The following is a 26,552-nucleotide window of genomic DNA, read 5'->3' on the forward strand; positions in this document are numbered from 1 at the left end:
ATCTTCTACACCTGACAGGTTTACAAAACCTGTCAGGTGTTCCTGTTCCAAACAAAACATAAAAAAAACGGACAAGCTCCGGTTTTTATATTTTATAACATCAGGGAAATTTCTAATTCCATACTTTTTATGTTTTTGACTTCTATATTATTGATAATATAATAACTGAACTACTGAATAATGTTGTAAAAATATGTTTTTTGTCATGTTTTTAGTTTTTTTATCACATTAAATTTGTGCTACTCAAAAATAAAAGCCTTCGAAAAAGAGTCGAAGGATTATAAGCCTCAATAATTTAAATCTTAAGTAGTATGAAAAACACAAGAAAAGAACACGATTTTTTGGGAGAATTGGATATCCCAAATGAAATGTATTATGGAATTCAGACTTTCCGTGCGAAAAAAAATTTTAATATTACGGGTATTACCCTTAAGAATGAGAATGGATTGATCAAATCATTAGGGCAGGTAAAAAAAGCAGCTGCTTTAGCCAATAGAGATTGTGGCGTTTTGGACCCGAAAATAGCGGATGCCATTTGTTTTGCCTGTGATCAGGTTATTAGCGGTAAATTTGACGATCAGTTTGTTAGTGATCTGATTCAGGGTGGTGCCGGTACTTCCGTCAATATGAATGCTAATGAAGTCATTGCGAATATTGCCCTGGAATGTTTGGGACACGAAAAAGGTGCTTATCAATATGTACATCCAAACAATCATGTGAATTGTTCACAATCTACAAATGATGCCTATCCGACGGCTGTTCGTCTGGCACTTTATTACAAATTAAACAGATTCTGTACGATATTGAAACGTCTTGAAGATGCATTTGCTCTAAAAGGCAAGGAATTCGAAGCGGTGCTAAAAATGGGACGAACACAACTACAGGATGCCGTTCCGATGACTTTAGGTCAGGAGTTTCATGCTTTTGCAACAACGATTGGTGAAGATATTCAACGATTACGCGAAGTGCAAAGTCTTCTTTTGGAGGTAAATATGGGCGCAACGGCTATCGGTACAAAAGTTAACGCTCCGGAAGATTATCCGGAATTATGTGTTCGATATCTGGCCAAAGAAACCCGCCTTCCACTAATATTATCACCCGATTTAATCGAAGCTACAAGCGATACCGGTGCTTTTGTATTGGCTATGGGAACCCTAAAAAGAACCGCAGTTAAGGTGTCAAAAATTTGTAATGACTTGCGATTGTTGAGTTCCGGCCCACGTACCGGATTAAACGAAATAAATCTGCCTCCTTGTCAACCGGGATCTTCCATTATGCCGGGTAAAGTGAATCCGGTTATCCCGGAAGTGGTCAATCAAACTTGTTTTTATGTTATCGGACAGGATGTAACCGTTACTATGGCTGCCGAAGCCGGTCAGTTGCAACTCAATGTAATGGAACCGGTTATCGGTTTTGCACTATTCACTTCTTTGGAGTACCTTGGTAATAGTATTAATACTTTGGTTGATAAATGTGTGACCGGTATTACGGCTAATAAAGAACATTGTGCTAACTTAGTGATGAATAGTATCGGTATTGTGACACAGTTAAATCCTATTTTAGGATATGAAACCTGTGCCAGTATTGCAGGTGAAGCACTTTTATCAGGTAAAAATATCCATGAAATCGTAGTGCTCGAAAGAAAACTGATCTCTCAGGAGAAATGGAATGAGATTTATGCAATGGACAATTTAATACATCCGAAATTGATAATATCTTAATTAAACGTATATAATATGAAAAAAATAGTAAGTGTCTTATTTGCCGTATTGATTGTTTTTCAAGTACAGGCACAATCTAAAAATACAAAGACTAAAGATGCGAATTTACCACGTGTCATTATTCTGGCGACAGGCGGTACCATTGCCGGTGCAGGTGAATCTTCTTCAAAAGCGGCCTATACGCCCGGACAGATTCCGGTGGATAATTTGCTTAATGCAGTTCCGCAGATTCACGATTTGGCACGTATCAAAGGCGAGCAAATTGCTCAAATTGGAAGCCAGGATATGAATGTGGATACCTGGTTAAAATTAAGCAACCGTATTAATGCCATCTTCGATAATAACGAAGCCGATGGTGTGGTGGTAACACATGGTACGGATACGCAGGAAGAAACAGCCTATTTCTTATCGCTAACGATTAAATCCGATAAACCGGTGGTTTTGGTAGGAGCGATGCGTCCGGCTACGGCTATGAGTCAGGATGGTAACCGGAATTTATTTGATGCCGTGACAGTTGCTGCAGCACCAAGTAGTCAGAGAATTGGAGTAGTGACAGCGATGAATGAAGAGATTTATGCCGCTCGCGATGTCACAAAAACCGTAACTACAAATACCGCTACTTTTAAATCCCGAAATTTTGGCCCGATCGGACTGATTTATGATGGAAAAGTGAGTTATTACTATAAATCACTTCGTTCGCCGGCTCAGAAATTCAATATCAAAGGACTGAAAAAATTACCACAGGTAGAAATTATCTACGGATATGCTGATGCCAGTCCAAGAGCCATAACCGCTTCTGTTGAAGAAGGAGTCAAAGGTATTGTATATGCCGGAATGGGAAATGGTAATTTTAATGCCCCTGTTGGTAAAGCACTTGCCGATGCTTCAAAAAAAGGAGTTGTCGTTTGTCGTGCTGCCCGTGCGGGTGCCGGACGAGTAACGCTATTTAATGAAGTCGATGACAAAGCATTGGGTTTTGTAGTAGCCGATGATCTGAATCCGCAAAAAGCACGTGTCTTATTGATGTTGGCGCTAACGCAGACAAATGATCAGCAGACCATTCAGGATCTCTTTTTCAAATATTAATCAAGTTCTTTTACTGTATAGGATAAAAGGGAAGGCAGTCTTGTTTTCTCCTTTATCTCCTGTAAAACTTTTATAAACGTAAATAGTATGCCTATGTTATTGATACAGTTTATAATTTTAATAGCAATGATCCTGATCGGTTCCCAGATGAAAGGGATTGGTCTTGGTGTTATGGGAATGGTCGGATTGATGATTTTTGTCTTTCTGTTTCAAATGCGCCCAAGTGATCCTCCAATCGATGTGATGCTTGTCATCATGGCGATCGTTTCAACAGCTGCAACATTACAAGCTTGCGGCGGACTGGATTATTTAGTTCAGCTGGCCGAAAAAGTCATTCGCAGCAATCCTTCCAATATTGTTTTTATCGCGCCTTTTACGGTATATTTCTTTTGCCTTTTTGCGGGCACGGCACATTTACTATATTCCTTATTACCGATTATTTCGGAAGTAGCCGCAAAAAAAAGAATCCGACCGGAACGCCCGTTAAGTGTCTCGGTAATTGCGTCGCACCTTGCGATAACCGGAAGTCCGATGAGTGCCGCAACAGCTGCCTTTGCCGGAGCGGGAATATTAGCCTATCCCGGAGCATTAATCGATATCATGAAAATTTGTATCCCGGCTTGTCTTATCGGAATCTTATTTTCCTGTTTCGCCGTACTCAAAAAAGGGAAAGAGCTGGAAGAGGACCCTATTTTTATTGAAAAAATGAAGGATCCGGAGTTTGCAAAAAGTTTGGATTCCGAACCGGGAAATAAACCCAAACAGCTTAAAAAAGGAGCCAAAACGTCGGTGGTTATTTTTGCGATAGCCGTATTGTTAATCGTTTTGGCGGGTGCCTGTCCGCAGTTGTTACCGCAATTCGGAGCGGGAGAAGCGTCTCTGGTTTTAAGTGCCAATGGTGAATTGAAAATGGTGGCGGTGATCAGTATTGTCACGTTAACCGCTTCGGCATTAATGATGCTGCTAACCAAAACCAGTGCTGTCGATGTAACCAAAGTCAGTTTGTTTAGTGCTATGGCTACCGCAGTGGTTTCCGTTTTTGGAGTCGTTTGGATGAGTGCAACCTTTATGGGACACAATCAGGTCGCCATTAAAGGATTTATGGAAGAAATCGTTACCGCACATCCCTGGACATTTGCCATTGCCGTATTTGCACTAGGAGCCTTGATGTTTAGTCAGGCGGCTACAACCAAAACCATAATGCCATTAGGGATGGCATTGGGGGTACCGCATCATGCGCTGATCGCTATTTTCCCGGCTGTAAATGCTGATTTCGTCTTGCCGGGTTATCCGACACTATTGGCCGCTATCAACTTTGATAGGACCGGTAGTACTAAAATCGGAAAATTTGTGGTCAACCACAGTTTTATGGTACCGGGGCTCGTCGCCGTGATCGTTGCTATCGCAGCGGGGTTCCTGATAGGTGCCTTTTTATAGATAAAGTTTAGTTATGTTTTAATATACATGCCATGAAAAAATATGTTCTTTTAATACTGTTTCTCTTTGTTCAGGCCGGAATGTCGGGACAAGACCATCAACTGAGTAAGGACACCCTTTCCAAACCCATTATTCCTAAGGAACGATTGGATTTACTCAAAAATGTGGATATCATTTTTAATATGCAATTTGCTAATGATAACTTTTTTCGGGACGGAAAGTTCCAGGAATCGGCATTTAGCAATAATCAAATGCGTCTTGAAATTAAAGGAAAAATACACGATAAAGTGTATTTCCGGTTTCGGGATCGCTATACCAAAACCACCGATCCGGGTTCCCGCGATAACGTAAGCCGGTCGACCGATATGGCGTTTATCGGGATTGAATTGTCTCCCAAAACACGCCTGAATCTGGGTAAAATGAGTGCCGATTGGGGCGGATATGAATTCGACCTGAATCCGATCGACATACTCGAATACAACGATATCCTCGAATATGCGGATAACTTCCTAACCGGTGCCGGAATTACCTATCAGGCATTCCAAAACCATTCTTTTGGCCTACAGGTACTAAATTCAAGGGTTTCCGATTTTGAAGATGTTTATCAGGATCGAATTCCGGTTAATCTGGAAAAAGCAAAAGTACCAATGGCTTTTATCTCCAATTGGAGAGGGCGCTTTTTCGGTGGTAAATTCGAAACGATTTATAGCTATAGCTATTTTAAGGAAACAACCCAAAAGGGAATGAATTTCTATTCCTTAGGGCATAAATACCAGGATAAAAAGCTAACGTTGCTATATGATTTTAAATATAGTAACGAAGGAATCGATCGTAAAGGGATTATCACCAATATGATCCCGGGCGAAGAAGTGAATATCCAGGAAAATGTTTCGTATCTGGAAAACTGGCTTCGTGCAGAATACCTGATTGTACCGAAAGTTAACCTGTCGCTGACGTTAATGCACAGTAATGCGTATGCCAAAAATATGGTTGCTGCCGATAGCGGTTACAGTCATATCCGATCCAGTTATGGATTTATCCCCTCGGTTCAGTATATACCTTTTAAAGACCTTAATTTACGATTCTTCGTATCCTACGTCGGACGTTATTATAACTATTCTACATATGCACAGGAACAGTTGGGTCAAACCGATTACAATACAGGACGTTTTAGTATCGGATTCATTGCGCCGTTATTAATTTTTTAATTGTTTTGTTTACTAAAAATCCCCTTCACATCTGAAGGGGATTTTTTTGATTAACCGTGTATGGTTTCCTGTTTTCCGTAGTTGGTAATGATCGAGGTTTCATAATCGATCCATTCCTGCCAACGTTTGTCGACATCGGTCTTTTCGGTATATTTTCGGGCAAATCCTAAAAAAGTAGTATAGTGTCCGGCTTCACTGATCATTAAATCCCTGTAAAAAGTAGCCAGTTTTTCGTCCTGTATATTCTGTGATAAAACTTTAAAACGCTCACAGCTTCGGGCTTCAATCATGGCCGAAAATAACAAACGATCGACCAATGCCTGATTTCGGCTACCGCCTTTAATCATAAATTTGGCCAGTTCGTTTACATAATCATCTTTTCGTTCCCGTCCCAATTCCAGTCCACGTTCTTTGATGATCTCGTGAACCATTTCGAAATGTTCCAGTTCTTCACGGGCAATTTTGATCATTTCGGTTACCAGATCTACTTTTTCGGAATTGATCGTGATAATCGATATGGCATTTGTAGCCGCTTTTTGCTCACACCAGGCATGATCGGTCAGAATTTCCTGGATGTTCGATTCTACAATCGTTACCCATCTCGGGTCTGTTTTTAATTTTAAGCCTAACATTATATAAAGTTTAGCTGTAAAAATACAATTTTACGGCGAAAGTCCGAAATGCGTAGCGACAAGTAGTATATTTGTTTTTATTATCGATTCAAAATGCCGTTACTACTCATCATTGGTTATGTATGGCCGGAACCGGGTTCGTCGGCGGCCGGAAGCAGAATGCTGCAACTCATCCGTTTTTTTCAATCCGAAGGTTATAAAGTGATCTTCGCCAGTCCGGCGGCACATAGTGAATTTGCTGTTGACCTACAGGGCATAGGCGTGGAAACCCAAAATATCCAATTGAATTGTTCCAGTTTCGATGACTATATAAAGGAATTACAACCGGATATGGTACTGTTCGACCGTTTTATGATGGAAGAGCAATTTGGCTGGCGTGTGACTAAATATTGTCCGGATGCGATTCGGTTACTCGATACCGAAGACCTGCATTGTTTGCGCGAAGCAAGGCGTCAGGCCTATAAAAAACAAACCGATTACCGGGAAATACTACCATCGTCTGAAATCGCGAAACGGGAAATCGCCAGTATTTTTCGATCGGATGTAACCCTGATGATTTCAGAATTTGAAATGGCCGTATTGCAAAACCAATTTAAAGTCGATGTGGACCTTTTACACTATTTGCCATTATTGTTGGAACCGATAGAACATACGCCGCCGTCATTCGGAGCGCGAAAGGATTTTGTTTTTATCGGAAACTTTTTTCACGAACCCAACTGGAATTGTGCCTGGGTGCTTAAAAATGAAATCTGGCCGGAATTAAAAGAACAATTGCCGGAAGCGACCCTACGGATTTATGGAGCCTATGCGACGCAAAAAGTGACGGATCTCCACAACCCGAAAGAGCGTTTTTATGTGATGGGAAGAGCATCCGATGCGATGGAAGTAATAGCAAACGCCCGGGTTTTACTCGCACCGATTCGTTTTGGAGCCGGAATAAAAGGGAAGTTACTCGAAGCGATGGTATACGGAACGCCAACGGTAACGACTACAGTTGGAGCCGAGTCGATGCAGGATAACGGTGACTGGAATGGTTTTATAGCAGACGATAATGCGACTTTTATTGCAAAAGCAACCGAGTTGTATTCCGATTCGGAACTATGGTATCAAAAACAACAAAACGGTTATCGGATCAGTAGTGATCGCTATACGGCCAAACCACATTTGGAAAAATTACAACAGCGGATAGCACATCTGAAAGCCAATTTAAAAGCACACCGAGATACCAATTTTATAGGAGCGATGCTCCAACATCATACGATGCAGAGTACGCATTATATGGCAAAATGGATTGCCGAAAAAAATAAAGCTACCCCATAGGTAGCTTTAAATTTAGGTGTTGATTTCCAGATCGCGGATATAATCTTCATATTCATAAAAGAAACGCTCGAAAGCATCCATATTATCATTAAAAAAATCGAAAATTTCCGGCCAACTGGAACGGTTAAACAAACTGATTCCGGTTTTTTCGACCCAAACTTTACTGATTGCTTTTCCTGTTTCCAGGTAAAAATTGCGCTCCAGTACGGCTTCCGGTAAAAAATCCTCATGTAAAATAGTACGTAGCGATTCTATTTTTTCATAGTAGATTTTTCGCTTTTCATCGTCTTTACTTTCAATATCCAGTGTAACCTGTGCCTTTTTATTATCGACATAAAACTTAAAGGAAAAGTCTTTGATTTTGGTATCATACAAGAGCCATTTCCGGGGATACGCTTCCGCAAATTCGGTCCAGAATTCTTTTTTTATCTTTTGCGCTTCTTCTTTGCTGAACATTTTTTCTTTGAATATTTGTTTTAATAAAAATTTGCCATGAGTTTTTTTTGAGGTAACTTTATAGTTAGGTTTTAAAAGAAAACACACAAAAACGATGGACTTTCAGGATTTTTTAAAATATATTCCAAAAATAGAAAAAGAAAAGCTTTTGGCGTCGGATGCACATATAAAAATGGCACCCCTGGAGCGTATTTCGACCCTGAAGGAAGCCAGCTATGTCGATAAAAATCCCAGAAGAGCCGCGGTAATGATGCTTTTTTATCCGAAAAATAATGTACCACATCTCGTACTAATCGTCCGAAATTCCTATCCTGGTATCCATTCTTCGCAGATTGCTTTTCCCGGTGGAAAGGTCGAACCCGAAGATCGGAATCTGATTCACACTGCTTTACGGGAAACACACGAAGAAGTAGGAATTGCACCCGGAAAAATAGAAGTGATTAAACCGTTTAGTGAAATCTATATTCCACCCAGCAATTTTCTGGTTTCACCATTTATGGGAATTGCCCATCAGGAACTTCATTTTATTCCCCAACTGGAAGAAGTCGCACAGATTATCGAATTACCGTTGGAACGTTTTCTGGACGACGAAATAATCGTGGAAGTAACCATGACCACCTCGTATGCTACCAATATTAAAGTTCCGGCTTTTCAGATTGAAGATCATATCGTTTGGGGCGCAACAGCCATGATGATGAGCGAACTCAAAGAAACTGTTAAGAATGTAATCTAATCGATTTGTTTTCTATACATTTGCAGTTCTTTTTTGGAAATTAAACAGTAAAAAAATGGGATTGTTTAAAAGAAATCCTTTTGGTCATATACTCTTTTTGAAAAAATGGCTGATCCGTGTTTTTGGTGCTCTTACGCACCGACGGTATCGCGGCTTTAATGAATTGCAAATCGACGGATCGGAAATTATAAGGGCTTTACCCGATAGAAATGTACTTTTTATCTCAAATCACCAAACCTATTTCGCCGATGTGGTGGCCATGTTTCACGTCTTTAACGCCAGTTTAAAAGGCCGCGAAGACAATATTAAAAACATCGGATACCTATGGGAACCGAAATTGAATATTTATTATGTCGCTGCTAAGGAAACCATGCAGGCTGGATTGTTACCGCGAATCTTATCGTATGTAGGTGCCATTACCGTAGAACGCACCTGGCGGTCGAAAGGAAAAGACGTCACCGAAAAACGGGAAGTAAATCCTAACGATACCGAAAATATCCGAATCGCACTGGAAGACGGATGGGTAATCACCTTTCCGCAGGGAACGACCAAATCGTTTAAACCGGTTCGAAAAGGAACAGCGCACATCATCAAACAACATAAACCAATAGTTGTACCGATTGTGATCGATGGATTCCGTCGTTCGTTCGATAAAAAAGGATTGCGATTAAAGAAAAAAGGAATACTACAATCGTTTATTATTAAAGAACCGTTGGATATCGATTATGAAAATGATTCCATAGACGAAATTGTAGAAAAAGTGGAATTTGCCATCGAACAGCATCCGTCATTTCTAAAAGTAATTCCGGCCGAAGAAATTGAAGCACAGGAAGAATTAAACCGACAACGACAGTGGGATTATTAATATAAAAAAAGAGGCTTACAATTTGTAAGCCTCTTTTTTTATAAGTCTATTTTCTTTAACTCTTCGTAATTTTTATACAGTCGGCGTAATAGAAAACCGTATACAAGTCGGTAGAACAACCAGATGATTCCTACGAATATTCCGAAAAAAACAATCGTAAAACCTAAAATCATCATCCAGAACAACATACCTTGATCATTACCTTCAAATTGCCCGGACATACGGTTAAAACGCTCGTCATAAATACAGGTAGCCACCATCATCGTAATAAAAATAATACCGATCATTACCAGGTTGTACCAAATATAATACTGTACCGTTTTTCGTGTTTTCAGAATATTTTTCATCAGCGATTTTACACTGTCGGTCGTATTGATACTTTTAAAATTCCGATAAAACAGGAATATAAAGGAAAAAATAACAATATAGTTGATCACCGTAAAGGTGTTGACCAGAGTCTTGATATGATAGGATTCCAGTGTTTTCAGGTAATTTTCATCTGCCGTAAAAAAACTAATCAGGCTCCAGGCAATCATTTCCAGTATACTGATAATGAATATCCATTTTACGATGGAAGACGACTTTTTATGCAGCATGGCATAAATCTCCTGTTCCGTAATTTTCGGAAAGGAATGTTCGTTTTTCTTCCAGTCTTTTTTTAATAAATCTAACTCTTCCATGACAATCGCTCCCGTTATGGATTTACAATTTTTTTTAGTTTCCCTTTTATACGGTTCATCTTTACACGGGCGTTTACTTCACTAATGCCCAGTGTATCGGCGATCTCGGTATAATCCTTGTCTTCCAGATACATGAAAACCAAGGCTTTTTCAATATCGTTTAACTGATGTACGGCCTTATACAACAACTTGATCTGTTCTTCTTCTTCATAGTTGTAATCCTCGTGATTGAATTTGTGTATTTTACCATCAAATTCGATAGTGTTTACCGTTTTGACTTTCTTTCGGTATAAGGTAATAGCCGTATTCAACGCAACCCGGTAAGCCCAGGTGGTAAATTTTGCCTCACCGCGAAATTGGGGGAATGCTTTCCAAAGCTGAATTGTGATTTCCTGAAACAAGTCTTTATGCGAATCTTCATCAGAAGTATACAGACGACAAATCTTGTGTATAATGTTCTGATGTTGTTCTAATTGCGATACAAAGGACTGTTCCAGGTTCGAATTCATAACCGATTAGTGTGGATATACTGCAAATTGTTACAAGTTAGGCTTTTTTTATTTTTGGATATTGAAATAATTGCATCAAAATAGAAGAAATTCGCCTGTAGAATCCCATTTAAAATAGCGTGTGAGCCAATTTTACTTTGTAACTTTAGATGCTAAATTTAACAAGAGAAAATGAACATTCCCCGATCGAGTTTTCCCCGTATCATTATTATTGGAGGTGGTTTTGCCGGTATTGCGCTGGCTAAAAAATTGCGTAATAAAAATGTTCAGGTAGTCCTGTTGGACAAACACAATTACCATACGTTTCAACCGTTACTTTATCAGGTTGCAACCGGTGGACTCGAAGCCGGATCGATTGCCTATCCGATCCGAAAAGTGGTACAGGATTATGATAATTTTTATTTCCGCTTGGCACAGGTAAAGGAAATCGATACGGAAACCCGAAAAGTAACCGCCGATATTGGCGATTTATACTATGATTATCTGGTGATTGCCACCGGATCCAAAACCAATTATTTTGGAAATAAGGAGATTGAAAAAAACAGTATGGCCATGAAAACCATACCGCAGTCACTCAATATCCGCAGTCTGATTCTGGAAAATTTCGAACAGGCATTGCTTACAAACGATATCAACGAACGATTGAGTCTGATGAACTTTGTAATCGTAGGTGGCGGACCAACGGGAGTGGAGTTGGCCGGAGCATTGGCCGAAATGAAAAAAGCCATTCTGCCAAAAGATTACCCGGATCTCGATGTTCGGAAAATGGAAATCAACCTGATTCAGGGAACCGATAAAATCCTGGATGCGATGTCTCCAAAAGCATCCCGGAAAGCAGAGGAATTTTTAAGCGGACTGGGAGTTAGCATCTGGAAAAACGTTCGCGTAACCAATTACGACGGTAAAACGGTGACCACCAATTCGGATCTGACATTCGAATCGGCTACCGTAATCTGGACGGCCGGAGTGAAAGGCGCGGCGATTAAAGGTTTAAAACCCGAAGCATTAGCCGGAAACGAACGGATTAAAGTAGATGAATGCAACCAGGTTTTGGGGTATGAGAACATTTTTGCCATTGGTGATATTGCTACCATGGTCAGCGATACCTATCCGATGGGACATCCCATGATGGCGCAGCCGGCGTTACAGCAAGGGGCTTTATTGGCGCAGAATATGCTCCGAAAAATTCAAAAGCAAAAAATGAAACCGTTTGTCTATAACGATAAAGGATCGATGGCCACCATTGGTCGGAATAAAGCGGTGGTCGATTTACCGCGTTGGCATTTTAACGGCGTTTTCGCCTGGTTTGTATGGATGTTTGTCCACTTATTTTCCCTAATCGGATTTAAAAATAAAGCAGTTGTATTTATGAACTGGGTTTATAACTATATCCGTTTTGATCGGGAAGGACGATTGATCATCCGACCTTATAAAAAGAAAAGTTCGCAGAGTTTTATACCCGATGAATTATAAACGAAAAGACGCCAATCCGGCGTCTTTTTCTATAATGGTTTGTTGCGATAGTAATGAATCAGCAGGTCGACAAACTTGCTGTAACTTTCCATCCCGTCTTTTTGCTGGTTAAGCTTTAAGAAATTGTCATAAAAGACTTTAAACAATGGTTCCATGATGTTCTGATGTTCGTCCCAAAAAGTATCCGAATCTTTAAAATTTTCGAGAACGCCCGGATGGATCAAAGGAAGTAGGGCTTCACTGCGTCCTTCCTGTTTTAATTCGATATTGTGGAGGCAATAGCGCAAGGCATACGTATATCCGGAATATTGAAAATAAAGATCATCGTTATAAATAGAAGCCATATAACCGATAAAATTCGCTTCACTTTCGGAGGCGTAACCAATCTGATGCGCCATTTCGTGACAGGTGGTTGTCGCAAAATTCGGCAACGGAATTAAAGCGTTTACCTGCGCTTCATTGGTAAACGGATTCAGATAACCGCTAAACCCCATATAGGTTAATGGCGTACTGATCAATGATTTTTTTACGGATGGATGCTTATAGGTAAAAAACGGAAAGGTTTTGGAAAGATGATCATAACCATTTTGTGTTTTTTCAAAAATCGCATCACGGGTATACGGAACGACTACTTTCAGGCTGTCGTTTTTTTCGATCTGGGAATGGATGGCGTTAACCTTTACAATAACCCGTTCGGTAAAAGCGATCAGCTCTTCTGTCGAATAATCACGTTCGAGTGCCAGTTTTTGATATAAGGGTACGCGGATATAATTGATGCCCCATAACAGGTTAAACAGAAAATAAAAAACGGAAACAAAACCGATAAGACTCAAAAGGTTTTCTTTCCAGGCGATTTTCCAGGTTTTTCGTTTGTTCCACAACCATTTTAAAAGTAGAAAGATAACGATTCCATAGAGTAGATCACCCACGGAAAACGGAATCCAGCCTAAAGTGATACGCGAAATTTTGGATAAAACAGGGTAAAATCCATTGCTGTAATAACGTTCGACAAGCTCGGGGAAAAACGAAAGTAACTTTAATATAACAAACTGAACCACAAGGAATACAGGTAATACGAGCTTTTTCTTCATCGACAAAATTTTTATAAATATAAAAAATGTTAATTTAAGATCCTGTTAATTTTCTTATTGTATATTTGCCTTTAATTAGAATAGATAAAAATAACACCTTCAATTATTCTGGTAATGAAAAAGTTAGACGCACCTCAAAAAGCAATTTATTTCTGTGATGGTAGCAAATGCAGTAAGGAGAATAAACACAATCGCAAAGCAATCCGCACGCTGGTAAAAGAAGCCGGATTGAAAAACGAAGTGGCATTGGTAAAAACTTTTTGTACCGATAATTGTAAATGCGCACCGGTTATCGCCGTACAACCGGAAAACCTTTGGTTTGGCGATGTGTCTGAAAAAAAAGCCGTTCAGATTTTCGAAGAATATATCGCGCCACCGATACTTACCATTGCAAAATAACGGCCATTTCCGTCTTAAAATAACATCCCTTTTCTTTATTTAAAATTCCCCGGATTATCATTTTCCCGGGCTGAAAATCTTTGTACCTTTGGAATTCAAAATTTGAAGTATAACTACAAAAGGTAAAATAATGAGCCAGGAAGTAAGAAACCTTGAGCCTAAACAGCTTTGGAATAAATTTGCCGACCTGAATGCTGTTCCGCGGCCTTCTAAAAAAGAAGAACGCGTGATTGCTTTTATGATGGATTTCGGTAAAAAACTAGGATTGGAAACCCTGAAAGATGAGGTGGGTAACGTCATCATTAAAAAACCGGCCACTGCCGGAATGGAAAACCGCAAAACCATCGTGATGCAATCGCATTTGGATATGGTACACCAAAAAAATAACGATACTGATTTCGATTTCGATACACAAGGAATTGAAATGTATGTAGATGGCGACTGGGTTCGTGCCAAAGGAACAACTTTAGGAGCGGATAACGGTCTTGGTGTGGCTACGATCATGGCGATTCTGGAAAGCAACGATATCCCGCATCCGGCTATTGAAGCGCTTTTTACTATTGATGAAGAAACCGGAATGACCGGAGCAATGGGATTAAAAGGTGGATTATTGGATGGTGAAATCCTTTTAAATCTGGATACGGAAGAAGACGATGAAATCGATATCGGATGTGCCGGTGGAGTAGATGTGACCGCAGTTCGTGAGTATAACGAAGAAGAAACGCCGGAAGGTTCGGTAGGCTATACCATTACGGTTAAAGGACTAAACGGAGGGCACTCCGGAATGGATATCGACAAAGGTTTGGGTAACGCCAATAAAATTATGAATCGTTTGTTTTTTGATGCATTTGAAAACTTCGGATTACAAATCGCAGAAATCAACGGAGGAAGTCTTCGTAACGCCATCCCAAGAGAAAGTGTTGCTAAAGTGATCATCTCTCAGATTTATGATGAAGCTTTCGTTTTCGATATGCAGGAAGTGATCAACGATATCAAAGCTGAGTTTAAAACGACGGAGCCGAATCTGACCATCGAAATCGTAAAATCCGATGTAGTACCAACTACCGTTATGGATTTAGGCGTTCAGGAAGGATTGATTCGTGCCTTGTATACCGCTCATAACGGTGTTTACCGTATGAGTGCCGATATGGACAATTTGGTAGAAACGTCTAATAATATTGCTCGTGTGATCGTTAAAGACGGAAAAATCACCGTGCAGTGTTTAACGCGTTCTTCGGTTGAAAGTTCAAAATTTGATTTAGCGAATGCGTTGCGTTCGGCTTTCGAATTAATTGGATGTGAAGTGGTTTTTGCCGGTTCGTATCCGGGATGGACACCAAATGTGAGTTCACCGATTTTGGATGTGTTGACATCAATTTACGAAAAACAAAACGGAAGTAAACCACATGTAGTGGCCTGTCACGCCGGATTGGAATGTGGTATTTTAGGAACCAATTATCCGGATATGGATATGATTTCTTTTGGTCCTACGATCAAAGGAGCACATAGCCCGGATGAAAGAGCTTCGATTTCATCGGCTCAGAAATACTGGAAATTCGTATTGGAAATTTTACAGCAGATTCCGTTAAAAAACTAAACGGTATTGTTTAAATATAGAAAAGGGTTGTCATTGCGATAACCCTTTTTTTAGTTGTTTAACATCGGTTTCAGATCGGTGTTTTTGTTCCGTAAATCCAATCCGCCTTCATAGACTGATTTCAGATTCACCAGATAAAACGACCAGCCATCGTGGCAACCCAATCGGATATTTTTTTTAGAGGAATCGTCGGTAGGGATATTTTTCTGCGTTAGTTCTACGATCACAAAATCGTCTTGTTCCGTTAATGAAATAGCCACAAGACATTGACCGGCAAAAGTGAATTGTACAAAATCACGACCATTCGCTTCAGTAAAAGTACCCATTTCAAGATCGGGATATAAATACCAGTTCCATTCATAGCGATAGTCCTGTTTTATACTTTGGTTTTTCGGAATAAGAGTGCCATCAGGCTCAAAACTATCCGCCTGACTCAGAAACCATTTTTCCAGTTCGGAAGCTTTGGTCCAGGCATTGTAAAGGTTTGGGAGTGTTGCGTTTATTGCAATCCGTAGCGTAAACTGCGTCCAGTCGAAATTTTCCATAATAAGCCGTTTTGATAATCAAATTTAGCGAAAATTCTAAGGTGGTATAACGATACAACTAAACGGATTTTTTTGTAATTTTGCACTCCAAACAAAGGAAATACAAAATGTTAGATAGACTTCAGATAGTAAAACAACGCTTTGATGAGATCTCGGACTTAATTATCCAGCCGGATGTTATTGCCGATCAGAAGCGTTATGTACAATTGAATAAAGAATACAAAGATTTAAAAGCATTGGTTGAAAAACGCGATGAGTATGTAAATCTTGACGGAAATATCAAGGAAGCCAACGAAATCATTGCCGACGGATCGGATCCGGAAATGGTGGATATGGCCAAATTGCAGTTGGATGAAGCCAAAGAGCGTTTACCGCAATTGGAAGAAGAAATCAAATTTTTATTGATCCCGAAAGATCCGGAAGATGCGAAAAACGTAATGGTGGAAATCCGTGCCGGTACCGGTGGTGACGAAGCGAGTATCTTTGCCGGAGATTTGTTCCGTATGTATACCAAATACTGTGAAAACAAAGGCTGGAGAACTTCTGTTGTGGATTTGAACGAAGGTACTTCAGGTGGATTCAAAGAGGTGATTTTCGAAGTTACCGGAGAAGATGTTTACGGAACCTTGAAATTCGAAGCGGGTGTTCACCGTGTACAACGTGTACCACAAACCGAAACTCAAGGGCGTGTTCACACCTCTGCAGCTACTGTTATGGTATTGCCGGAAGCGGAAGAGTTTGACGTACATATCGACATGAACGACGTACGTATCGATTTTTTCTGTTCTTCAGGACCAGGTGGACAGTCGGTAAATACAACAAAATCGGCGGTGCGTATGACACACATTCCAACCGGATTGGTAGCACAGTGTCAGGACGAAAAATCGCAGCATAAAAATAAAGACAAAGCATTAACCGTTTTACGTTCCCGTTTATACGAAATGGAATTGGCGAAAAAACAGGAAGAGGATGCTAAAAAACGAAACTCACAGGTAAGTAGTGGTGACCGTTCGGCAAAAATCCGTACCTATAACTATCCGCAGGGACGTGTTACGGATCACAGAATCGGGTTAACCCTTTACGATCTGGACGGTGTAATGAACGGAAATATCCAGAAAGTAATCGAAGAGCTACAGTTGGTGAGCAATACCGAAAAATTAAAAGAAAGCGACGTATTTTAATGATCAAAATACCGAAAATACTAAATGTCACACAAAAGAAATCTTAGTGTGGCATTTTTTTTAAACAACAACACAACTAAATAAACAACATCTTGACAACACAACACTTAATTGAACAAATCCAACAGAAACAATCTTTTCTTTGCGTAGGTCTGGATGTCGATTTGACGAAAATACCGGAACATTTGTTGCAATATGAAGATCCGATTTTTGAGTTTAACAAAAGGATTATCGACGCCACACACGACCTGGCTGTTTCGTACAAACCCAATACGGCTTTTTATGAAGCTTACGGAATCAAAGGCTGGAAGTCACTGGAAAAAACGATTCGTTATATCAACGAAAAATACCCTGACATTTTTACAATAGCCGATGCGAAACGCGGTGATATCGGGAACACATCATCCATGTATGCCAAAGCTTTTCTGGAAGATATGGATTTCGACAGTGTGACCGTGGCACCCTATATGGGAAAAGACAGTGTGGAACCGTTCCTCGCTTTTGAAAACAAGCATACAATTATGTTGGCATTGACATCCAATGAAGGTGCGTTTGATTTTCAGACATTGGAAGTGAACGGAGAAGAATTGTATAAAAAAGTAATTGCGACTTCCAAAACCTGGAAAAACAGTCAGAACCTAATGTATGTGGTTGGCGCAACCAAAGCGGAATACTTTTCGGAAATACGAAAAATTATCCCGGATAGCTTTTTACTGGTTCCGGGAGTAGGTGCGCAAGGCGGCAGTCTTTCGGAAGTTTGCCGTTATGGTATGAATGCCAATGTTGGTTTATTGATCAATTCCTCACGCGGGATTATTTATGCATCTCAGGGAATGGATTTTGCCGAAAAAGCAAGAGCCGAAGCCTTAAAAATCCAACAGGAAATGCAAAGTATTTTAGCCAACCGCTAATTCTTGTTAATCCGTTAATTTATCCGTCAGATACAGATAGGATTGCAAAGAATGGTGTACAAAAACATTGGTATCACTATCCGGGAATTGGACATAATACTGTGCATCGGGATAGAGAACAGTGGTAGTACCGGTTCGAACATAATAATTGGATTCAAAATAGTCCGGAGATTTATAACCGACTAATTTTTTTACAACGAATTTTGATGCGACTTTGCCAAGGTATTTTTGGTAACGTCGCATCGCTTTTTTATTGTGTTTGGTCAATTGATTGTATATGTGTTTTAAAGCCAGATTGGTCGGGAATTTTTGTTTGCTGATCATACTTTTGGCATTTTTAAACGGATTGGTCACGTTAAAATCGGTCAGGGTTTGAATCGATACGGGAACTTCCGGAACCCAATCGGCTGCATTGACAACCGTTTGTGACCATCCGGTTTGCCGCGAGGCTTCATATTCGTAGGCAAAAGGCAGATTTCCCGGTTTGGGTGCGGCACTGCAATAGGTTTTAAAATACATATCGGCCGGGAGTACTCCGGTTTTCTGATAATATAACAGTTGTGCCGTGATGAGGTAACTGATTCCACCGCCCTGACTATGTCCAAAAATGATAAAATCCCTAACACCTTTGTTGTACTGTTGCCACACGACCGGAATAATATCCTGCAGCAAAAAGGCGCTTGCAACGCTCCAGCCTACGTGAACAGCGGCACGCGGATCGTCGGCAAAATGGTATTCGAATGCCGTGGAATCGTTTAATTGCAGCTTCCCTTTGGCCGGAATCATCGCCGCATAAAAATTGGCCAGCCAACTTACTTCGCTTGGTGTGGTTCCGCGAATACTGATCACATTAATACCGTACGGATCTTCATACAATTCCCAACGGTTGACCAATCCCATTTCTTCCGATCGGTAGGTTCTTTTAAAACGATTGCTTTCGGGGATTCCTTTATTGTGTGTGCTATCGCTCCAGCGGGAGTAGGCATAGAGTAGTTCGGTGTATTCCGATTTGTCAAAACCGGGTTGTAATTTCTGAGCGAAAAGAGTATGGCAAGCCAGAATTCCGAGTAAGGTGTATAAAATTCGTTTCATTCTGTTCTGATTTTACTTACTAAGATACGGCTTTTTGTATTTTTGTAAAATGAAATCGCTTACAGATCAAATGGGAACGTTGCATACGTTCGAACAAACGCCGGTACGCATTGTTTCGTTGGTACCGTCGCAAACCGAATTACTTTTTGACTTAGGATTGGAAGAACAGTTAGTTGGGATAACCAAGTTTTGCATTCATCCGTTCCATCTTAAATCGACCAAAAAAGTCATTGGTGGTACAAAAAAGGTGCATTACGAAAAAATACGCTTGTTGGCTCCGGATATTATTATCGCGAATAAGGAAGAAAATACGGCTGAGATTGTAGCCGAATTGTCTAAAATCTGTCCGGTATGGGTAACCAATATTATTACGATAGAAGATAACCTGCAAATGATAGCCGATTTCGGTCAGTTGTTTAACAAACGTACCGATGCGCAGAAATGGATCGATAAGACGCGCTATGCCTATGAAGATTTTAAGCGTTTTATAGCCGATAAGTCCGAAAAGAAAGTCGCTTATTTTATCTGGAGAGATCCGTATATGGCCGCCGGTTCGGACAATTTTATCAATGAATTGCTACAACTGAATCATTTTAAAAACATCTATGACAATAAAGGACGTTATCCGGAAGTGGAATTAAAAAAAATCCGACTGGAAGGCGATCCGGATCTGGTATTCCTTTCGTCGGAACCCTATCCGTTTAAGGACGAACACGCTTTTGAAATCGGACGTTTTACCCATCATGCCAAAACGATTTTTGTGGACGGAGAAATGTTCTCCTGGTATGGTAGCCGACTGGTAAAGGCGTTTGATTATTTTAAACAGTTACAGCAACGTATCGCATAAAACGAAAAAGAGCCGTCTTGATCAAGACGGCTCTTTTGTTGAGACACTAAAAAATTCCGGATTACTGTCTTTTGAACACATATTTTTTAGTCACCGAAATACCGTTTACGTTTACGGCTGTTTCATAGTAAAACTTGTTACCATTGTCGGTGAAAATAATGTTTTTGGTATCGATAGCATTCGAACTCGTCAGACTGTACAGGTTGTTACCCGGATTCGTCCAGTAACCAATTACCGTTTCAGATAATACGCACGTTCCGGTACCACCGTTTCCTCCGTGATCATCGTCGTCGTCGTCGTCGGTTGTTCCACCACCGGTTCCTGGGTTTGGATTTACCGGTCCGTGATCGTCATCATCGTCGTCATCGTCATCACCTCCGCTGTGGTGATCATCGTCATCGTCGTCATCACCGCCTTTTTGAAAGGTCGAATCGTCAAAACGACCGCCATTCGAATACATTTCATGGGTAAATTGTTGTTCCCCGAAAATATAGGTTTCCTGTAGGTTACAGTTATTTAAGGTTACCAGCTGGTTGTTGCTGTATTCCTCAACCAGTTTCCAGGTTCCAATCACAGGGTTACTCTGTAATATCGCAGTATCCTCGTCTTTATTACAGCTAAAAAATACGATCGTAACGACCAGGGTTAGCATTAAAAATAGTTTTTTACTCATAATGGATTAAGGTTAAAAATTAAAATATAATTGTTTATTGATCAATAATTATTTACTGGACAAATTTGATTCCGATACTGATGATATCCGCTTTTAAAGCGTCACTTCTTTCGTAACGTTGGTAGCGTAAGTCAATATTTTTCAGACCGAAATGAAGAATACGCGTATTGGTAAGCAAATCGGTATAACTCAGTCCGAAACCATATTGGTGGCTGTCGAAAGACGAAAGATCATAATCGGACGTATAATAGCGTTCGTACGAATAATGTTTTTCAAACGGCGCAAAATAGCGAACCCCTTTCTGGGTGTAAAAACGATACATGGGCAAAAGGGTAAAATGATCCGAAATGCGATACGGAATTTCGATGCTGGCCGTATGGGCCGATAATCCCCAATCGTCGGCATAGTAGCGGTAATAGCTGCGTATCACAAATTGTTCGTTGATATAGTAATTAACGCGCGCTCCAACCGGAATTTTAAATCGCGTTCCCGGTAGACGTTCCACATCATCCGATAGTCGGAATACACCTATGTTTCCGGGTTTATCATAAATTGGAATATAGCGCGGCTGACCAATATAGTAGTTGGCTTTGTCGGCAAAATAAATACGATGATACGGTGTCGATAGTAATCCTTCCTGATACAAGACGTCCATAAACAGGGAAAACTGTAAGCGTTTGGTCAATATCTGCGACAATCCTAAGGAGAAGGAATAAGAATTCCTGTTTTCATTGGAAAACTCCTGAAAGGCTTTCGGTAGGTAATTGGTTGATTGTTGTCCGTATTCGTCCAAAATCGTTACCCCCTGGAAATAACCGTAACCCTGAAAATTCAATCCGTAAAGGGCATATTCGTGGAGTTCGGTCGGGTAAATCGCATCCCATTTGTCAAAATAAGCACTGGCTTTTACACTGATTTCGGTGTTTTTGTCGTTAAACAATTTCGCAACACCGGCACCCACTCCAAAGGATTGGTAATCGTATTCTTTGGAAACACTACCGTTAAGATTCCAGATTGTATTCCGATTGTCTGAACTATGACTATAACTAGCCGATAGTGTTTTTAAAACATCCTTACGGGAAGCTCCGGTCGATTCGATCCACGGACTTCCATAAGGTGCCGGAGTAGTGGTTGTGGTCGTATAATCGTCGTCTTTACTGTAAAGACCGGTTGGATTCATACCACGGGAAGCTCCGGTATTGTTGTTATTGGTGGTGGTTACGGTATACGATCCATCGGTTACAAATGGGTTGATATTACTGGACGAAGCCGACGTATAGGCCGAAAAACCGGCATCGATGGTTAACACATCGTCGTCGTTCAGCGGAATGGTCAATACGATATTGGACGTGTAATCTTTTAATTTTTCGGTTCCGACACCACCGCCAACAGCCGAGTGTTTTCCGTCCTGCTGGTAATAACTGCCCAAAAATTCGATCTCGGTTGTTTCGAGTACCCGTTTTTTATAGGACGTGGCGTTTTCATCTTCCTGTGCATTTACAATGGAGCAACAGAAGAGACTGGTATAAAAAAGTATTTTTTTCATGTTTAATTGCAGCCACAGCCTCCTCCTGTTTTTCCGCCATTGGCGCCCGAAGCACCTTCGCGGTAAATTTGAAAATTGGTCTCGTAGCGCTCAGACGATCGTGCCGATAGTTTCATATCGGGATCGTTACTATTTTGTTTTTCGTATTCTTTTACGGTGTTGCAGGAAAATAGGAGGAAGCACCCTAAAAGGAGTAATGCGGGTTTCATTTAGTTGGTCTTTTTTAATTTTTTGTGATCAATGTTTTTGGAGTAGAAAATTTTGCCGCTGTCGGTTACAATAACCGCACTGATTTGAGGGATCTGGTTGATGAGGTTCATGCCGACTTCCTGGCCGAGTACCATAACAGAGGTGGAAATACCATTGGCCATTTCGGCACTTGCGGCAAAAACCGTAACACTCGATAAGCCGCTGGCCGGGTAACCCGTTCGGGGATCAATAATATGGGAATATCGTTTTTTATCGATTTCAATATATTTTTCGTAACTGCCGGACGTAACCACGGCACCGTCGGTAAGTGGGAAAACCGCAAAAACGCGTGCTTTGTTTTTAGGATTTGTAATCCCGATAGTCCATTCTTTACCATCCGGTTGTTTTCCCCAGGTGTTCATATCGCCCGATGCATTGATGATTCCGGCTACGACACCTTTTTCCATCATAAGCGCTTTGGTTTTATCGGCGGCATAGCCTTTCCCGATCGATCCGAAACCGATTTTCATTCCCGGAAGTTTCAGGAAAATAGTACGGTGTTCTTTGTCGAGGATGATGTTTTGATAGCCGATCTTTTTAACGGATTCTTTTACCTCTTCCGGCGATGGTAACACGGTCATACTACCATCGTATTTCCAGATTTTATCGGCTGCCGCAAAACTGATATCAAAAGCACCGTCTGTCAGTTTGGAAAAACCGATCGCGCGTTGTGTCAGATCAAAAAGTTCCTGATCTACAACCACCGGACGAATGCCGGCATTCCGATTGATTTCCGAAACCTGAGTTTGAGGCATCCATTCCGAAATCAGGTTTTCAATACGGGTGATTTCGGCCACGGCGGTGTCGATATAAGCATCCGCAGTGGGAATATCTTTCGCCACAATAGTGATGTCAAAACGGCTACCCATTAGTTTTACGACCCTTTTATGGGCCACTTGTGCGTTAAGGACGATAGTATTTGTCAGGAATGCGATCAGGAGAAAGCGTTTCATATTTTCTTTTCTAAAGTGTGTAATAGTTCGATATAAGCCGTAGGACTAATGTTTTTATATCCGGTTTTTCCCAGTACTTTTCCATTTTTGTCCAGTACAACTACCAGTGGAAAATGACCTTCTTTATTGTATTGTTCGGCCAGATTGTTGTTTTGGTTCTGTTGACTTTCCGATAAAGTGTTGGTTTTCTTTTTCGGAAAATCGGCTTTTACCAGAATCCAGTTTTTATCCGCTTCGGTTTTAAATTCTTCAGAACTCCAGATGGCTTTGTCCAGTTTGATACAAGGCGCACACCAGTCGGAACCGGAGAATACAAGTACGATATTTTTGTTTTCGGCCACGGCATTTTTTTTGCCGTTTTCAAAATCATTTTCCCAATGTTGGGCATATGTAAAGGTACTGATTAGGAGTAAAAATAAATAGTGGCTTTTCATAGGGATTATTTTTTGATGATCTTTTGGGTCGTGGTCTGACCGTTTTCAAACTCAACTCTCGCGGTATAAATCCCGCTTCCAAAAGCCGACAGGTCTGCGATAGTCGATGTCTGAACGGCAATAATTTGGCCAAGTGAATTGTAAAACGTAATTTTTTTGATGTTTTCAGTGGTTTCAAACGTCACGGTTCCTTGTGTTGGGTTTGGATACAGTCGTACGGAAGTTTTATCGAAATCGGAAAGTCCCATAGGTTGTTCGGCAATGGTAATGGCATAATCTTCTACTTCGCCGCGTGCGCTGCCTATAAATTCACAGGCCTCGGCAGCCGTTACGGCGGTTAGTCGTTTCGAACGGATTCGCATACGGGTGGTACCGGTTAAAGCGGTTGTAGGAACGACAATCTGGTTGCTGCTAAAAGTTACACTGTTACTGCTGTTGATGGTTCCTAAGCTAAAAAACTCATTGCTTTCGAAGGTTCCGTTTTGGTTAAAATCGATCCAAACACCTACACCGCCGCTGCTTCCCGGATTGTCTACCGTCACGGAAATACTGTTTGTAGAACCTTTGGCAATTTGTGCCGCGCCAACAGTCGCAGTATAATCGATATACGAATAGTTATCCTGACTGCATTCGGTGGTATGGTTGATTCCGGCAAAAGTAACGTTGGTTATCGTACCGCCATACAAACAGCTATTGTTATTGTTGATCGTACAGTAAGTAGCTGTTGGCGTATTACTGTTCATTGTGATCTGAATATTCGGGCGGAAATACGAACCGCTCATACTGGCATTGCTGTTCCACGGTGTTGCGGTTGGTGTGAAAAAGTCGACACCGCTGCTGTATTTGCGACACAGATAGTTGGGATTGGTTGTCGTGGCTCGGAATCTCGGATAATTGTTATCGTCTTTTGTAGTTGCATCCCGTACTACCAATATGGCTAAATTACCGGTATTTTTATCGTAGGAAAATGGGGTTGTCAGGGTGACGGTATTCCATCCGGCTGCACTTATAGCCGGTAATGCTCCGGAATATACTTCGGTATAACCTGAAAAACCACTACCAACGGTACCCGATGGTAAAGCGGTAAGCGTGGCGGTTTTTAAATAAATTTTGATATTGTTGGTGGCTGCCGCATTAAAAGTGGAACTGTGTTGCCAGGCTATTGCGGTTATGGTTCCGGAACTGTTAATTTCACTGGACAGATACAGACTTTCGCTGGCTGATTTTTCGTATACGCAGTTTACCGGAGCATCGCTGGTAATGTTATTACTGGTTTCGTTTCCGATGCGTATTGGTTGTGCGATACAATCGGGTAGTGTAAGCAAGAGTAATGCAGTAAAACAGGCGTGTAATGTTCTTTTCATTTTGGTAAGTTATTTTTATTTATACTAAATCTAAATAATTTGCAATACTACTAAATTTTCTTAATGGTTTGACCTTTAATCGATATTTTTTTGAATTTTATTTAATGAAGTGGCCGAATTGTTATCAATTATACTGCTATTTATAGAGTAGAATCCATTCATTATGAGTGAAATAATTCCACTTGGCTTTGGCAAAATCGACATTGGGGTCGATGAGCGTACGGAGTGGTTTTTTATTAATCGACACCTTCGAATCGATATAAATGCTGATGTTTTTTCCCTCTTTTTGATACGCTTCTTTGATCTTTTGCGCCGTTTGCCAGATCATATCCGGTTTGGTTTGCATTCCACGGATCTGTTTTTTGGTTAGAATGCGTTTTAATTTATAGCGTTTTTTTTCACCGGTGGCATGATCCACGACATAGAATTTGGAATAACCGCTTCGGTTGCGCAGCATCATTCGCCAACTTAACCGATGGCCTTCTTCCGTCCATAAAACATCGCCTTCGATCAGCCAGTGCCGTAATGGGAATGCCAGTTGAAAAATAAAATAAGGGATAAAAAAGTAAAGCAGTATCCGCTTTCCATAATCCGTTTTTTGATGATCGGTTTCCGGTACAATTTTTTTTCTGAAAAATAGCTTGCGTATGGTTTCCGGTGGGAAAAGCAATATGGAAAACGACAAGGCCAGGAACGGAAAAATCCCAATACCAAGATGTATTTTATTAAAAAAATGGAAAATCACCGAGGCGATAAAAGCCAGCATTCGCGTACGACGCCATAACATTAACGGCACAACGAGTAAGTCGAAAAGGATACCGGCATAGGCAATAAACAGGTAAAACCATTTCTGAGAATACAATGTCTTTAGTGATGACGTGGCATGTTTGCTTAGCATTTCGCGGGTAAAGGTACCGTCAAGCCAGTCGGGATATAGCTTGGCTACGGTTGCATAAAAGTAAACAATACCAACCTGCAAGATTAAAACCCAAATGCACCATTGCGGGATATGAGTTTTGCGGATGGATGGTTTTAATCGGGCATCTACCGAATTGGCACAATTGGCCGGTAAAAAAAACAGCATAATCCCAAGTAACAACAACAGATAATGATGATTGTTATAGGCGGTTTTTTGCATAAAATAGACACCGGCCCACATAATCGTGAACAAAGCCATGCTGAAACGGTAGAACCATCCGATCGAAATTAGCAGTCCGACAATTCCCATTGCATAGAAGTAATAAAGCATACCGTTACCGGGTAATGGTTGCAACCAGTCCATTCCGATATGTGTAAACGTATAGGAGGGAAGCATAAAATTGCGTCGCACCCAGTCGGAGGTGACGGATTGTAAACAATGTAATGTGACCAATAAACCAAAAACAATCCTGAAAAGGATTAATTGCGAATTGTCAATCGGGGTAAATAAGGCGGATAGTAACTGATCCTGCTTTTTTTTGAATAGGCCTTTTATCGGTTTTAAGCGATTGAAGGCTAAAACGTTAGCGAATCGATAATCTTTTAACATAAAAAAATCTTAATCAAAAGTT

At 40.7% G+C, this 26,552-nt stretch carries 27 protein-coding genes; 13 read left to right on the plus strand and 14 right to left on the minus strand.

What is annotated here, in order from left to right; genetic code table 11:
• Nucleotides 1-311: 311 nt before the first annotated feature.
• The 4 genes from aspA (at nucleotide 312) to Q1R07_RS07520 (ending at nucleotide 5,452) form a co-directional block, all read left to right on the plus strand.
• Nucleotides 312-1,721, plus strand: a complete 1,410-nt coding sequence (aspA, locus tag Q1R07_RS07505) for an aspartate ammonia-lyase (RefSeq protein ID WP_300488054.1) — start codon at nucleotides 312-314, stop codon at nucleotides 1,719-1,721.
• Between the two features lie 15 nt (nucleotides 1,722-1,736).
• On the plus strand, nucleotides 1,737-2,807 hold the full coding sequence (locus tag Q1R07_RS07510) for a type II asparaginase (RefSeq protein WP_300488056.1): 1,071 nt from the start codon (nucleotides 1,737-1,739) through the stop codon (nucleotides 2,805-2,807).
• A 93-nt stretch (nucleotides 2,808-2,900) separates the two neighbouring features.
• Nucleotides 2,901-4,244, plus strand: coding sequence for an anaerobic C4-dicarboxylate transporter (locus tag Q1R07_RS07515; RefSeq protein ID WP_366526337.1), 1,344 nt, complete (start codon nucleotides 2,901-2,903; stop codon nucleotides 4,242-4,244).
• Nucleotides 4,245-4,276: 32 nt separating this feature from the next.
• Nucleotides 4,277-5,452, plus strand: coding sequence for a porin (locus tag Q1R07_RS07520; RefSeq protein ID WP_300488062.1), 1,176 nt, complete (start codon nucleotides 4,277-4,279; stop codon nucleotides 5,450-5,452).
• A 50-nt stretch (nucleotides 5,453-5,502) separates the two neighbouring features.
• Here Q1R07_RS07520 and Q1R07_RS07525 read toward each other — a convergent pair whose 3' ends face one another.
• On the minus strand, nucleotides 5,503-6,084 hold the full coding sequence (locus tag Q1R07_RS07525; protein ID WP_300488065.1) for a tRNA-(ms[2]io[6]A)-hydroxylase: 582 nt from the start codon (nucleotides 6,082-6,084) through the stop codon (nucleotides 5,503-5,505).
• 93 nt (nucleotides 6,085-6,177) lie between these two features.
• On the opposite strand from Q1R07_RS07525, the gene Q1R07_RS07530 reads away from it, so the two are divergent.
• Entirely contained in the window at nucleotides 6,178-7,404 is a 1,227-nt protein-coding gene (locus Q1R07_RS07530) for a glycosyltransferase (protein ID WP_300488068.1), read from the plus strand.
• A 12-nt stretch (nucleotides 7,405-7,416) separates the two neighbouring features.
• Here Q1R07_RS07530 and Q1R07_RS07535 read toward each other — a convergent pair whose 3' ends face one another.
• Nucleotides 7,417-7,860 carry a DUF4268 domain-containing protein gene (locus tag Q1R07_RS07535; RefSeq protein WP_300488072.1) on the minus strand — a complete coding sequence of 148 codons (444 nt, stop codon included), beginning with the start codon at nucleotides 7,858-7,860 and terminating at the stop codon, nucleotides 7,417-7,419.
• Between the two features lie 94 nt (nucleotides 7,861-7,954).
• Here Q1R07_RS07535 and Q1R07_RS07540 point away from each other — a divergent pair, with 94 nt between their 5' ends.
• Both Q1R07_RS07540 and Q1R07_RS07545 read left to right on the plus strand, forming a co-directional pair.
• A complete protein-coding gene (locus Q1R07_RS07540; RefSeq protein ID WP_300488075.1) occupies nucleotides 7,955-8,593 on the plus strand; it encodes a CoA pyrophosphatase in 639 nt (212 codons plus the stop codon).
• Between the two features lie 55 nt (nucleotides 8,594-8,648).
• A complete protein-coding gene (locus Q1R07_RS07545) occupies nucleotides 8,649-9,458 on the plus strand; it encodes a lysophospholipid acyltransferase family protein (RefSeq protein ID WP_300488077.1) in 810 nt (269 codons plus the stop codon).
• A 38-nt stretch (nucleotides 9,459-9,496) separates the two neighbouring features.
• Here the strand turns inward: Q1R07_RS07545 and Q1R07_RS07550 are convergent, their stop codons facing one another.
• Entirely contained in the window at nucleotides 9,497-10,138 is a 642-nt protein-coding gene (locus Q1R07_RS07550; RefSeq protein ID WP_300488079.1) for a hypothetical protein, read from the minus strand.
• Between the two features lie 14 nt (nucleotides 10,139-10,152).
• Nucleotides 10,153-10,647 (minus strand): sigma-70 family RNA polymerase sigma factor, encoded by a 495-nt coding sequence (locus Q1R07_RS07555; protein WP_136404463.1) that lies wholly within the window; start codon nucleotides 10,645-10,647, stop codon nucleotides 10,153-10,155.
• Between the two features lie 171 nt (nucleotides 10,648-10,818).
• Between Q1R07_RS07555 and Q1R07_RS07560 the strand changes: the two genes are divergently transcribed.
• Entirely contained in the window at nucleotides 10,819-12,120 is a 1,302-nt protein-coding gene (locus tag Q1R07_RS07560) for an NAD(P)/FAD-dependent oxidoreductase (protein ID WP_300488085.1), read from the plus strand.
• A gap of 29 nt (nucleotides 12,121-12,149) precedes the next feature.
• On the opposite strand, the gene Q1R07_RS07565 is transcribed toward Q1R07_RS07560, so the two are convergent.
• The gene (locus Q1R07_RS07565) at nucleotides 12,150-13,211 is read right to left on the minus strand and encodes a DUF3810 domain-containing protein (protein ID WP_300488088.1); all 1,062 of its coding nucleotides are present in this window, start codon (nucleotides 13,209-13,211) and stop codon (nucleotides 12,150-12,152) included.
• Between the two features lie 114 nt (nucleotides 13,212-13,325).
• Between Q1R07_RS07565 and Q1R07_RS07570 the strand changes: the two genes are divergently transcribed.
• Both Q1R07_RS07570 and Q1R07_RS07575 read left to right on the plus strand, forming a co-directional pair.
• A complete protein-coding gene (locus tag Q1R07_RS07570) occupies nucleotides 13,326-13,610 on the plus strand; it encodes a (2Fe-2S) ferredoxin domain-containing protein (protein WP_300488091.1) in 285 nt (94 codons plus the stop codon).
• 130 nt (nucleotides 13,611-13,740) lie between these two features.
• Complete coding sequence (locus Q1R07_RS07575; protein ID WP_300488093.1) at nucleotides 13,741-15,207, plus strand: aminoacyl-histidine dipeptidase; 1,467 nt, start codon at nucleotides 13,741-13,743, stop codon at nucleotides 15,205-15,207.
• A 50-nt stretch (nucleotides 15,208-15,257) separates the two neighbouring features.
• On the opposite strand, the gene Q1R07_RS07580 is transcribed toward Q1R07_RS07575, so the two are convergent.
• Nucleotides 15,258-15,752 (minus strand): SRPBCC domain-containing protein, encoded by a 495-nt coding sequence (locus Q1R07_RS07580; protein WP_300488096.1) that lies wholly within the window; start codon nucleotides 15,750-15,752, stop codon nucleotides 15,258-15,260.
• Between the two features lie 107 nt (nucleotides 15,753-15,859).
• Here Q1R07_RS07580 and prfA point away from each other — a divergent pair, with 107 nt between their 5' ends.
• Complete coding sequence (prfA, locus tag Q1R07_RS07585) at nucleotides 15,860-16,933, plus strand: peptide chain release factor 1 (RefSeq protein WP_300488099.1); 1,074 nt, start codon at nucleotides 15,860-15,862, stop codon at nucleotides 16,931-16,933.
• Between the two features lie 92 nt (nucleotides 16,934-17,025).
• Nucleotides 17,026-17,844, plus strand: coding sequence for an orotidine-5'-phosphate decarboxylase (gene pyrF / locus Q1R07_RS07590; protein WP_300488102.1), 819 nt, complete (start codon nucleotides 17,026-17,028; stop codon nucleotides 17,842-17,844).
• Nucleotides 17,845-17,850: 6 nt separating this feature from the next.
• Here the strand turns inward: pyrF and Q1R07_RS07595 are convergent, their stop codons facing one another.
• Complete coding sequence (locus Q1R07_RS07595) at nucleotides 17,851-18,936, minus strand: lipase family protein (protein WP_300488104.1); 1,086 nt, start codon at nucleotides 18,934-18,936, stop codon at nucleotides 17,851-17,853.
• Between the two features lie 49 nt (nucleotides 18,937-18,985).
• On the opposite strand from Q1R07_RS07595, the gene Q1R07_RS07600 reads away from it, so the two are divergent.
• Entirely contained in the window at nucleotides 18,986-19,783 is a 798-nt protein-coding gene (locus tag Q1R07_RS07600; protein ID WP_300488107.1) for a helical backbone metal receptor, read from the plus strand.
• Between the two features lie 61 nt (nucleotides 19,784-19,844).
• On the opposite strand, the gene Q1R07_RS07605 is transcribed toward Q1R07_RS07600, so the two are convergent.
• The 7 genes from Q1R07_RS07605 to Q1R07_RS07635 form a co-directional block, all read right to left on the minus strand.
• Complete coding sequence (locus Q1R07_RS07605; protein ID WP_300488110.1) at nucleotides 19,845-20,456, minus strand: lipocalin family protein; 612 nt, start codon at nucleotides 20,454-20,456, stop codon at nucleotides 19,845-19,847.
• A 52-nt stretch (nucleotides 20,457-20,508) separates the two neighbouring features.
• Nucleotides 20,509-22,002, minus strand: coding sequence for a DUF3570 domain-containing protein (locus Q1R07_RS07610; protein WP_300488113.1), 1,494 nt, complete (start codon nucleotides 22,000-22,002; stop codon nucleotides 20,509-20,511).
• A gap of 2 nt (nucleotides 22,003-22,004) precedes the next feature.
• Nucleotides 22,005-22,211, minus strand: coding sequence for a DUF4266 domain-containing protein (locus tag Q1R07_RS07615; RefSeq protein WP_300488115.1), 207 nt, complete (start codon nucleotides 22,209-22,211; stop codon nucleotides 22,005-22,007).
• Nucleotides 22,212-23,204 (minus strand): FAD:protein FMN transferase, encoded by a 993-nt coding sequence (locus Q1R07_RS07620; protein ID WP_300488118.1) that lies wholly within the window; start codon nucleotides 23,202-23,204, stop codon nucleotides 22,212-22,214.
• Nucleotides 23,201-23,638, minus strand: coding sequence for a thioredoxin family protein (locus tag Q1R07_RS07625; protein WP_300488121.1), 438 nt, complete (start codon nucleotides 23,636-23,638; stop codon nucleotides 23,201-23,203). Before Q1R07_RS07625 ends, Q1R07_RS07620 begins: the two co-directional genes overlap by 4 nt.
• Nucleotides 23,639-23,643: 5 nt before the next feature.
• A complete protein-coding gene (locus tag Q1R07_RS07630) occupies nucleotides 23,644-25,002 on the minus strand; it encodes a T9SS type A sorting domain-containing protein (protein ID WP_300488124.1) in 1,359 nt (452 codons plus the stop codon).
• A 136-nt stretch (nucleotides 25,003-25,138) separates the two neighbouring features.
• The gene (locus tag Q1R07_RS07635; protein WP_300488127.1) at nucleotides 25,139-26,530 is read right to left on the minus strand and encodes an HTTM domain-containing protein; all 1,392 of its coding nucleotides are present in this window, start codon (nucleotides 26,528-26,530) and stop codon (nucleotides 25,139-25,141) included.
• Between the last annotated feature and the right edge of the window lie 22 nt (nucleotides 26,531-26,552).

This window comes from Flavobacterium sp. (assembly GCF_030146175.1).
Lineage (GTDB): Bacteria > Bacteroidota > Bacteroidia > Flavobacteriales > Flavobacteriaceae > Flavobacterium.